The sequence below is a fragment of the Rhodocaloribacter sp. genome, from assembly GCF_056451265.1.
This window is the reverse complement of record NZ_JBWOPL010000016.1, coordinates 1-10079: the sequence shown is the minus strand read 5'-3', so window position 1 is coordinate 10079 and position 10079 is coordinate 1. Positions and strand designations below refer to the sequence as shown.

Sequence of the window (10079 nt, the reverse complement as noted above, 5' to 3'; positions counted from 1 at the left end):
AGCCTTGAAGGCGTGTTTGCTCGTCCCTTTTGCCCCCGAAACAGAGAGCCCCTGCCATGAAGCGTGACGAGATGCTCCGGCGCATCGAAGCCGGAGACGAAACGTGGGACATGATCATCATCGGCGGCGGGGCCACCGGCCTCGGCTGCGCCATCGACGCCGCCGCGCGGGGCTATCGCGCCCTGCTCCTCGAACAGCACGACTTCGCCAAGGGCACTTCGAGCCGGAGCACGAAGCTCGTCCACGGCGGCGTGCGCTACCTGCAGCAGGGCAACGTGTCGCTCGTGCTCGAAGCGCTGCGGGAGCGGGGTCGCCTGCTCAAAAACGCGCCGCACCTCGTCCATCACCTGCCCTTCGTGGTGCCGAACTATGACTGGTGGGAAGGGCCTTTTTACGGCATCGGGCTGCGGCTCTACGACCTGCTCGCGGGCCGGGAGGGGTTCGGCAAATCGCACAACCTGACGCGGGAGGAGACGCTCGAACGCCTGCCCACGATCGAGCCGGAGGGGCTGCGCGGCGGCGTGGTCTACTACGACGGGCAGTTCGACGACGCGCGTCTGGCCGTGAACATGGCCGAGACGGCGGTGGACCTCGGCGCGACGGTCGTCAATTACGCGCGCGTGACGGGGCTGGTCAAAGAGCAGGAGATGGTCTGCGGCGTCACGGCAGAAGACGTGGAGACGGGCCGCGCGTTCACGCTTCGCGCCCGCGTCGTCATCAATGCGACGGGCGTCTTCACCGACCAGGTCCGGCGGATGGATGACGCCGCCATCCACCCCATGATTCAGCCGAGTCAGGGCATCCACATCGTCCTCGACCGATCCTTCCTCCCGAGCGAGCATGCCATCATGGTGCCGCACACCGACGACGGGCGCGTGCTCTTCGCCATCCCGTGGCACGACCGCGTCGTCATCGGCACCACCGACACGCCCGTCTCCGAGCCCACGCTCGAACCCCGCCCGTTCCCCGAGGAGATCGACTTCCTCCTCACCCACGCCGTACGCTATCTCACCAAAGACCCGACGCCCGCCGACGTGCTGAGCGTCTTTGCCGGGTTGCGCCCGCTCGTGAGCGCCGGCGACACCGAAGACACGGCGGAGCTCTCGCGCGACCATACCCTCCACATCGCGCGTTCGGGCCTCGTCACCATCACCGGCGGCAAGTGGACGACGTACCGGAAGATGGCCGAAGACACCATCGACCACGCCGCCGTCGTCGCCCACCTCGACGAGCGCCCGTGCGTGACGAAGACGCTGCACCTCCACGGCTGGCACGTCAACGCCGCTTCGTTCGGCACGCTGGCTCCGTACGGCTCCGACGCGCCCGGCGTGCGGATGACGCTCAAGGAGCGGGCCGGGTGGGACGAGCCGCTGCACCCGCGCCTGCCTTACCGGAAGGGCGAGGTGGTCTGGGCCGTGCGGCGCGAGATGGCGCGCACCGTCGAGGACGTGCTCGCCCGGCGCACCCGCGCCCTCCTGCTCGACGCCCGCGCCAGCGTCGAAGCCGCCCCGACGGTGGCCGCTCTCATGGCGGAGACGCTCGGATACGACGAAAGCTGGGCCCGTGCACAGACCGAGGCCTATACGACGCTCGCGGAAGGATACATGCTCTAGGGCGGAAGGGCTCGCGGAAGGCGGCCTCTTCGTCCCGGAAGGCGGCCTCTTCTACGAAGTCGGGGAGGCGTGCCGCCCCCCTGAGCCGCACGAATCAAGGAGGCGTCATCTTCGAGAGGCGTCCGCTGTCCTCGCTCTCGACCCACTGCACCGCGTGCTGCATCAGCTCGGCGGCGTTGCTCAGGTTGAGCTTGTTCTTGATGCGCGCCCGATACGACTCGACGGTCTTGATCGAGAGGTGGAGCCGTTCGGCGATCTCGCGCGTGCCGAGGCCGCGCCCCGTCAGTTCGAAGACTTCGAGCTCACGGTCGCTGAGCACTTCGAGGGGCGACTGCGCCATCTGCCCCTGCCGGCTCGCGATGCCCATCAGCAGCCGCTCGTTGATCTCGTCGCTCACGTAGATGCCGCCGTCGAGCACGCGCCGGACGGCCTGGACGATCACCTTGCCCGCTTCGAGCTTCATCACGTAGCCGCGCGCCCCGGCGCGGATGGCGCGTTCGGCATAGAGCGTCTCCTCGTGCCGTGAGACCACCAGGATGCCCAGTTCCGGATTGAGCATGTGGAGGTGTTTGATCAGTTCGAGGCCGCTCATGCCGGGCAGCGAGATGTCCACGATCGCCATGTCCGGAGCAACCTCCTCGAACGTGCCCAGCGCTTCTTCGGCGCTCTCGACCTGCCCGCACACGACCAGGTCCGGCTCCGCTTCCAACGTCAACGCCAGCCCCTTCCGCATGAGCGGGTGGTCATCCACGATGAGTATACGCTTGACGCCGTTGATTGCAGTCATCGCACGAAGCCGTCGGGTTGACACGGATAGGATAGACCTCCCCTTTCCCACTGACGGCTACGATACAAAATCATCGTTCCCGGCGTTAGCGAGGCATCCCCGATAAGGGCTGTGGGGGAAAATCTCACATCCGAAAGCGCCCCCCAAACGACCGTCAGGCATCAAATCCCGAACTGCCACCCGAGCCGGAGAAAGGGCACGACGGGGAAGTCGAGATCGTCTTCGAGCTGCGCCCGCTCGCGTTCGAGATCGGCGCGAAACTGCGGATCGTCGCTGAGCCGTCCGGTGGCATCGAGCGCCACCTCCGTCGCCCCGATGAGCGCCACACCGAAGCCGAAGTTGAAGCCGTTGCCCCGCCAGCCGACCGAGAACACGGGCCCGGGCCCTTCGAGCGTGAAATCGCCCATGAGCGTGCCGACGTCATCGACGGTATAGACCTCGTCGCCCACCTCGACCGTGCCGGAGATCGACTCCGACTCCGCGTGCAACGCATAGCCTCCCAGCATCACCCCGACGCCGAGCATGAAGCGGTTCCCCAGCGGGTGCAGGTTGACCGACAGGACGCCGCCGCGGATATTGGGGTCGGCGGTATACCGAATGCCGCTCTCCTCGAGGTCGATCGCGCCGATGGGCAGCACGCCGAACTCGCCGGAGACGCTCAGGGAGCCGCCCAGTTTTACCATGGCCGCCGCCCCGACGCCCATGCTTCCGACCTGGGGGCCGACAGAGACGAGCCGCTGCGCCGAAGCAGAGGGCATCATCGTGAGCATGGCCAGTCCCATCACGAGAAGCATTCGAAAGATTTGCATAGTTTTTTCTCCCGGGTTTGGTACCGGTGAATTTCTGGTGAGAGCCGAGTTGAAAGTTGCTTGTTGAGCGCTCCATGAGTATTCATGGCATGCTTCCCGGCATGGCGCGCCCCTCGTATCAGGGAGGTTTCGACCGTGCTGCGGCAACATTAATGCCCCGCCTTCATGCGGGGTCTTCCCCCACAAATATTCCCACCTATTCCCCGCAAGGCCGTAGGGGATGCCCCGTCCCGCCCCAAACGGGAGAGGCGGTTTCTTGGGCGGATCCTCCGGAAGGGCATCCCATGCCTGCCAACGCTCCCTCGCAATCTGCCACACGCACATGGAAACGAAAGCGACTCCTTCTACCACCACCCGTCCGGCTCCTTCCGCGGTCGACGTCTTTACCTACGACGAGAAGATCGTGCGCATGTTCGTTCTGGCGACGGCCATCTGGGGTTTCGTCGGCATGCTCGTCGGCGTCATCATCGCGCTTCAGCTGCCGTTCTGGCCCGCCAACCTGGGTGAATATCTCACCTTTGGGCGCCTGCGTCCGCTCCACACCAACGCCGTCATCTTCGCTTTTGCGGGCAATTCGATCTTTGCCGCCATCTACTATTCGACCCAGCGGCTGTGCAAAACCCGCATGTTCAGCGATGCGATGAGCCGCATCCACTTCTGGGGGTGGCAGGCGATCATCGTGGCGGCGGCGATCACCCTCCCGATGGGCTTGACCACGAGCAAGGAATACGCCGAACTCGAGTGGCCGGTCGACATCGCCATCGCCGTCGTGTGGGTGATCTTCGCGGTCAACTTCTTCCTCACGCTGAAGCAGCGCCGGGAGCGGCACATGTACGTGGCGATCTGGTTTTACATTGCCACCATCGTCACCGTGGCGGTGCTCCACATCGGCAACAGCCTGGCGATCCCGGTCAGCCTGTTCAAGAGCTATCCCATCTACGCCGGCGTGCAGGATGCGATGGTGCAGTGGTGGTACGGCCACAACGCCGTGGCCTTCTTCCTGACGACGCCGTTTCTCGGGCTGATGTACTACTTTCTGCCGAAAGCGGCGGAGCGTCCGGTTTTCTCCTACCGGCTCTCCATCGTCCACTTCTGGAGCCTCGTCTTCATCTACATCTGGGCCGGCCCGCACCACCTGAACTACACGGCCCTGCCCGAGTGGGCGACGACGCTCGGCATGACCTTCTCCGTGATGCTCTGGATGCCCTCGTGGGGCGGCATGATCAACGGCCTCTTCACGTTGCGCGGGGCCTGGCACAAGCTGCGCGACAGCGTCGTGCTCAAAATGTTCGTCATCGGCATCACGTTCTACGGCATGTCCACGTTCGAGGGGCCGATGCTCTCGATCAAGAGCGTCAACGCGCTGAGCCACTATACGGACTGGACGATCGGCCACGTCCATGCCGGGGCGCTCGGGTGGAACGGCTTCATGACCTTCGGCATGATCTACTGGCTGTTGCCGAGGCTGTGGCGCACGAAGCTGTGGAGCCAACGCCTGGCGACCACCCACTTCTGGATCGGCACCATCGGCATGCTCCTCTACGTCATGGCCATGTACAGCTCGGGCGTGACCCAGGGACTCATGTGGCGCGCCTTCGACGAAGCGGGTCGCCTCCTCTACCCCGACTTCATGGAGACGGTCGTGCAGATCGTGCCGATGTACTGGGTGCGCCTGATCGGCGGCACGCTCTACCTGACGGGCGTCATCCTCATGGGCATCAACATGTACAAGACCATCAAGAGCGCTCCGAAGGAACTGCCCGACCCGTCCTTTGCCGTGCCGAAGGTCGCCACGGCCTGAGCCCGCACGTTCCTCCCTGCCGCTATTCATGGACCCGAAGCAAACACGCAGATGAAAAGATTCATCAAAACCGACGGCTTGCACCGCAAACTGGAGGGCTGGCCCCTGGTCTTCACGATCCTCGTCACGATCTCGATCCTGGTCGGCGGCGTCGTTGAGTTTGTGCCGCTGGTGCTGGTCAAGAGCAACGTGCCGCGCATCGCCACGGTCAAGCCGTTCACGCCGCTCGAAGTGGCGGGCCGCGACCTCTACATCCGCGAGGGTTGCAACAACTGCCATTCCCAGATGGTGCGCCCCTTCCGCCATGAACTCGAACGCTACGGCGAATACGGGAAGCCGGGAGAGACGGTGTACGAACACCCCTTCCTGTGGGGCTCGAAGCGCACCGGTCCCGACCTCTCGCGCGTCGGCGGCAAATACCCGAACCTGTGGCACGTCCGCCACATGCAGGATCCGCGCTCGACGAGCCCCCGCTCGATCATGCCGCCCTACGCGTGGCTGCTCGAAAAGGAGCTTGACTTCGACATCCTGCCGACGAAGCTGCGCCGTCTCCGCGCCGTGGGTGTGCCGTACTCCGATGAGGAGATCGAGCGGGCCGTGGCCGACGCGCAGGCGCAGGCGCGCGCCATCGCCGCGGACGTCGAAGCCAACAAGGGACCGAGCGGCCTCGAAAACAAAGAGATCGTCGCCCTCGTGGCCTTCCTCCAACGCCTCGGCATGGACCTCAAAGCCTCCACACAGGCGCAGGCGCTCCACTGATCCTCCCCCCCAACCCTGAGGGACCTCCGCCATGATGAAAGAACTGGCGCAAAGCATGGAAACCGGCATCCTCGCCGAGATCGGGCTGATTGCCTTCATGTTTGCGTTCGTGCTCATCCTCATCCGGGTGATGACGATGAAAAAGCACGAACGCGACGACGCGAAGCATATGCCGTTGAACGATCCCCGGGAAATCGTCCTTCCCCCTAACCACGTATAGCCCGCCGAATATGAACCCGAACGAAGCAAAACCGACGCCGTCGCCGGAGGGGTCGCCGGACGCCCCGATGCAAGGTCACAGCTACGACGGCATTCAGGAGTACGACAATCCGATGCCGGGCTGGTGGGTCTGGATCTTCTGGGCCACGGTCCTCTTCGCGCCCTTCTACATCCTTGGCGTGCACGTCTTCGGCTACATCGACACGTATCAGGAGGACCTCGCCCAGAGCGAGCAGGAGTTGGCCGAGAGGCGCGCGGCCTATGCCGAGGCGCACCCCTCGCTCCAGATCGACGAGGCCTCGCTCCAAAAATACGTCGAGGATCCGGCCATGGCGGCGGCCGGCGCGCAGCTTTTTGCCGCCAACTGCGCCTCCTGCCACGGCGCCGAGGGACAGGGCCTCATCGGACCGAACCTGACGGACAAGTACTGGATCCACGGAAACACCAACGTCGACCTTTTCAACGTCATCACCAAAGGCGTGCTCGAAAAAGGGATGCCGCCGTGGGAGTCGGTCTTTTCCGTCGAGGAGCGCGCCCAGCTCGTGGCCTTCATCCGCTCGCTCGAAGGAACGAACCCGCCCGACGCCAAAGAGCCGCAGGGAGAACTATACGAATAGCAAGGGATTACACTGATTTCGAACAGGGTGTTTTACGACCGCAAACGTATCGATCGAGGCCCCGGAGCGCCTCTCCTTCCACCGCCCGAGATCCGTACGCCCTGACGTGTTGAGGACGAAAGGAGCGACGTCGCGGACGGCGCGGCGTTCTTCCTTTTGACGTGTGCAACCTTCCCGTGTGATAAACTCATGGCCAACCATCCTCCCCGGCCCGGCTCCTTCGTGCCGCAACAGAACGTCGGTGTCCTCGATTCTCCCGAGGAAGTGCTCTCGACGATGACGCGCGAGGGCAAACGCCGCTGGCTCTACCCCACGCCGAGCCACGGCAAATTCACCCGGCGGCGGCGCATCGTCGCCTGGGCGCTCATCCTGGTCTACCTCCTCTTGCCCGTCATCCCCGTCAACGGTCAACCGGCCGTACTGCTCGACTTCATCCACCGCGAATTCGCGCTCTTCGGCATCATCTTCTACCCGACGGACACGCTCCTCCTCATGTTCGCGCTGATCCTCGTGATCCTCACCGTCGTGTTCGGAACGGCGTTGCTCGGGCGGGTGTGGTGCGGCTGGGCATGCCCGCAGACGGTCTATCTCGAGTTCGTTTACCGCCCCATCGAGCGGCTCATCGAGGGGCGCGAGCACGTCCGCAAACGCCGCGACGAAGGGCCATGGACCTGGGATAAAATCTGGCGGAAAACGCTCAAAATAAGCATTTACCTCGTCATCTCGCTCGTCCTCGCCCACACCTTCGTGGCCTACTTCGTGGGATGGGACCACCTCCTGGCCTGGATGACCGACCCGCCGACGACGCACTGGGGCTTCTTCGTCATGATGGCCTTCACGACGGCGCTCGTGATGTTCGACTTCACGTACTTCCGCGAGCAGATGTGCACCATCACGTGCCCGTATGCCCGCATGCAGTCCGTCCTGCTCGACCCCGACTCACTCATCGTCTCGTACGACCCGAACCGGGGCGAGCCGCGCGCCAAACGCTCGAAGAAGAAGATCGAGATGGAGATGCAGGGGCTCATCCCCGCCCTCGGCGACTGCATCGACTGCGGGGCGTGCGTGCGAACGTGTCCCACCGGCATCGACATCCGCGACGGCCTGCAGATGGAGTGCATCGCGTGCACGCAGTGCATCGACGCCTGCGACGAGATCATGGATCGCATCGGGAAGCCGCACGGGCTGATCCGGTATACCTCGGAGAACGCGCTCGCCGGGAAGCCCACGCGCATCCTCCGGCCCCGCACGGTGGTTTATTCGGCGCTGTTGCTCGTCCTGGGCGCGCTCTTCGTCATGGCGCTCACCTCGCGGGGGGCGTATGACATCAACGTGGGGCGCAGCGTCGGCGCGCCGTACACGATCCTGCCCGATGAGCGCATCGCCAACCGGCTGCGCTTCCGCGTGCGCAACCAGACGAACCATCCCTCGGCCTTCTCCATCGAGGCCGTCGCGCCCGCCGGCGTGGAGCTACGCGTGGTGGGTGTGACGCCCGTGCCCCTGGAGCCGGGCGAGATGAAACGCGTCGAGACCTGGGTCGTCGTGCCGCCGGAGGACTTCACCGCCGGAAGCGTGGACGGCGTCTTCCGCCTCAACTTCGACGACGGCTTCTCGACCGACGTGACGTTCCGCCTCCTGGGTCCTTCGGAATGATCGGGCGTCCCGCCTCCTTTGCATCAGTCAGACTCCCTTTTCCATGAAAGAGCTTCTTCCCCCGCACATCGCCTGGCCGCTGTTCGTCGTCACGCTGCTCGTGATGGGCGTGAGTGTGGCGGTGGGCACGCTGGTGCTGGCGAACTCGGACGGTGGGGCGCAGGTGGTCGAAGATTATTACCAGAAAGCCCTCGACTGGGACGCGCACGCCGCCGAAGTCGCCGCCACCGCCGCGCTCGACTGGCGCGTGGACCTCGTCGTCGCGCCGGGTGGAAGCGACGACGAGCCCGTGCTCGAAATCGCCTTCCGCGACCCGGACGGCCGGCCGGTGACGGGCCTCTCCGGCACGGTGCGCGCCTTCCGCCCGCAGTGGACCGCGCCGGTGGCCGTGGCGGCGCTCGCCGAAGCCGACGACGCGCCCGGCGTCTACCGCCTGCCGCTCCCGCTCACCCGGTCCGGCCTGTGGGACTTCGAGATCACCGCCGCTCGCGACACGCTCCGGTTCACGAAGACCATCCGGAAGGACCTTCCCTGAGCTCCGGCACGGTGCGAAGCGCGGGCGCCCTCGCGTCTCATGATCGTTCATGCCTCGAATGTCCGCCGCTTCCCATAGCGCTCCTGCTCCACCGCCCGAGGCGCCGTGCGCGCATTGCGGGCTGCCCGTGGGATCGTATCCCATCGGCGACGACCCGTATTTCTGCTGTACGGGCTGCGCCCTCGTCTACGAAACGCTTCAGACGGCGGGCTTCGGCGAGACGTATTACCGCCTCCGCGACGTTGCTCCGGCCTCGGCGCCCGCCTGTCCCGCCTCCACCGACGTGGACCCACTGCTCCTCTCCGAACTCGACACCGCTCCCTTCCTTGCCGAGCATACCCGCCTCGCCGCCGACGGCACACGCACGACGGACCTCTTCCTCGACGGCGTGCATTGCGCCGCGTGTGTATGGCTCGTCGAGCGGCTCCCCTTCGAACGCGACGGCGTGCTCGAAGCCCGGCTCGACCTGCCCCGCGCCCGCCTCTCGGTGCGATGGGACCCGGAACGGGTGCGGCTTTCAGAGGTGGCGGAATGGCTGGCGCGCGTGGGCTACCGGGCGCATCCGGCGCGGGCGGAACAGGGGCTCGAACGGACGGAGGCCGAACGGCGGCTGCTCGTCAAGATGGGGGTGAGCTGGGCGCTGGCGGGCAACGTCATGCTGCTGGCGCTGGCCTTTTACGCGGGCCTCGACCTCACCCGCGAGCCGGGGCTGGCGCGGGCGGCGCGCTGGCTGAGTCTCCTGCTCGCGCTCCCCGCCGTCGTCTATGGCGGCAGCGAGTTCTTCCGCCGCGCCTGGGCCTCGGTGCGCCGCGCCGCGCGCATCCGCTCGCTCCGCCATCTGCATATGGACACGCCCATCGCGCTCGGCATCCTCGTCGGCTTCGGACACAGCGCATGGGCCACCGTCACGGGACGGGGCGACGTGTGGTTCGACTCGATCACGGTGCTCATCGCCGCGCTCCTGACGGCGCGCTGGCTTCAACTCCGGAGCCGTCGTCTGGCCGGAGACGCCACCGAACGGCTCCTCGCGCTGATCCCGACGATGGTGCGGCGGGTGGCGGCCGACGGCTCGGTGACCGTGGTGCACGCCGCCGCGATCCGCCCGGACGACCGCGTGGAGGTGCCGCCGGGCGAGGTCATCCCCGTGGACGGCGTCGTGGAGGCCGGCGCTTCGAGCGTAAACAACGCGGTGCTCACCGGCGAGAGCCGCCCGGAGGCCGTCGCGCCCGGCGCCGAGGTGACGGCGGGGGCGACGAACCTGACCGCGCCGCTGCGCGTGCGCGTGC

8 protein-coding genes and 1 pseudogene are annotated in these 10079 nt (G+C 65.9%); 7 read left to right on the top strand and 2 right to left on the bottom strand.

Annotated features, from left to right (window positions below; translation table 11 throughout):
* Nucleotides 1-56 precede the first annotated feature (56 nt).
* Nucleotides 57-1613 (top strand): glycerol-3-phosphate dehydrogenase/oxidase, encoded by a 1557-nt coding sequence (locus AC1HIY_RS01690; RefSeq protein WP_479574966.1) that lies wholly within the window; start codon nt 57-59, stop codon nt 1611-1613.
* A 94-nt stretch (nt 1614-1707) separates the two neighbouring features.
* Here the strand turns inward: AC1HIY_RS01690 and AC1HIY_RS01685 are convergent, their stop codons facing one another.
* Both AC1HIY_RS01685 and AC1HIY_RS01680 read right to left on the bottom strand, forming a co-directional pair.
* Nucleotides 1708-2400, bottom strand: a complete 693-nt coding sequence (locus AC1HIY_RS01685; protein WP_479574965.1) for a response regulator — start codon at nt 2398-2400, stop codon at nt 1708-1710.
* Between the two features lie 161 nt (nt 2401-2561).
* Nucleotides 2562-3209 carry a hypothetical protein gene (locus tag AC1HIY_RS01680; protein ID WP_479574964.1) on the bottom strand — a complete coding sequence of 216 codons (648 nt, stop codon included), beginning with the start codon at nt 3207-3209 and terminating at the stop codon, nt 2562-2564.
* Between the two features lie 322 nt (nt 3210-3531).
* Between AC1HIY_RS01680 and ccoN the strand changes: the two are divergent.
* The 6 genes and pseudogenes from ccoN to AC1HIY_RS01650 all read left to right on the top strand — a co-directional run.
* Nucleotides 3532-5769, top strand: a pseudogene (ccoN, locus tag AC1HIY_RS01675) (cytochrome-c oxidase, cbb3-type subunit I).
* A 31-nt stretch (nt 5770-5800) separates the two neighbouring features.
* On the top strand, nt 5801-5989 hold the full coding sequence (locus tag AC1HIY_RS01670) for a cbb3-type cytochrome c oxidase subunit 3 (protein ID WP_479574963.1): 189 nt from the start codon (nt 5801-5803) through the stop codon (nt 5987-5989).
* Between the two features lie 67 nt (nt 5990-6056).
* The gene (locus tag AC1HIY_RS01665; protein ID WP_479574962.1) at nt 6057-6605 is read left to right on the top strand and encodes a c-type cytochrome; all 549 of its coding nucleotides are present in this window, start codon (nt 6057-6059) and stop codon (nt 6603-6605) included.
* Nucleotides 6606-6794: 189 nt separating this feature from the next.
* On the top strand, nt 6795-8258 hold the full coding sequence (ccoG, locus tag AC1HIY_RS01660) for a cytochrome c oxidase accessory protein CcoG (protein ID WP_479574961.1): 1464 nt from the start codon (nt 6795-6797) through the stop codon (nt 8256-8258).
* 43 nt (nt 8259-8301) lie between these two features.
* Nucleotides 8302-8793, top strand: coding sequence for a FixH family protein (locus tag AC1HIY_RS01655; protein ID WP_479574960.1), 492 nt, complete (start codon nt 8302-8304; stop codon nt 8791-8793).
* A gap of 49 nt (nt 8794-8842) precedes the next feature.
* Nucleotides 8843-10079: heavy metal translocating P-type ATPase (locus AC1HIY_RS01650; RefSeq protein ID WP_479574959.1), on the top strand; the 1237-nt coding region annotated here is incomplete at its 3' end.

What these genes read in the sequence shown, in the direction of transcription:
- AC1HIY_RS01690 (WP_479574966.1), top strand. Translation starts at nt 57, where the DNA reads ATGAAGCGTGACGAGATGCTCCGGCGCATCGAAGCCGGAGACGAAACG.
- AC1HIY_RS01685 (WP_479574965.1), bottom strand. Translation starts at nt 2,400, where the DNA reads ATGACTGCAATCAACGGCGTCAAGCGTATACTCATCGTGGATGACCAC.
- AC1HIY_RS01680 (WP_479574964.1), bottom strand. Translation starts at nt 3,209, where the DNA reads ATGCAAATCTTTCGAATGCTTCTCGTGATGGGACTGGCCATGCTCACG.
- AC1HIY_RS01670 (WP_479574963.1), top strand. Translation starts at nt 5,801, where the DNA reads ATGATGAAAGAACTGGCGCAAAGCATGGAAACCGGCATCCTCGCCGAG.
- AC1HIY_RS01665 (WP_479574962.1), top strand. Translation starts at nt 6,057, where the DNA reads ATGCAAGGTCACAGCTACGACGGCATTCAGGAGTACGACAATCCGATG.
- ccoG (WP_479574961.1), top strand. Translation starts at nt 6,795, where the DNA reads ATGGCCAACCATCCTCCCCGGCCCGGCTCCTTCGTGCCGCAACAGAAC.
- AC1HIY_RS01655 (WP_479574960.1), top strand. Translation starts at nt 8,302, where the DNA reads ATGAAAGAGCTTCTTCCCCCGCACATCGCCTGGCCGCTGTTCGTCGTC.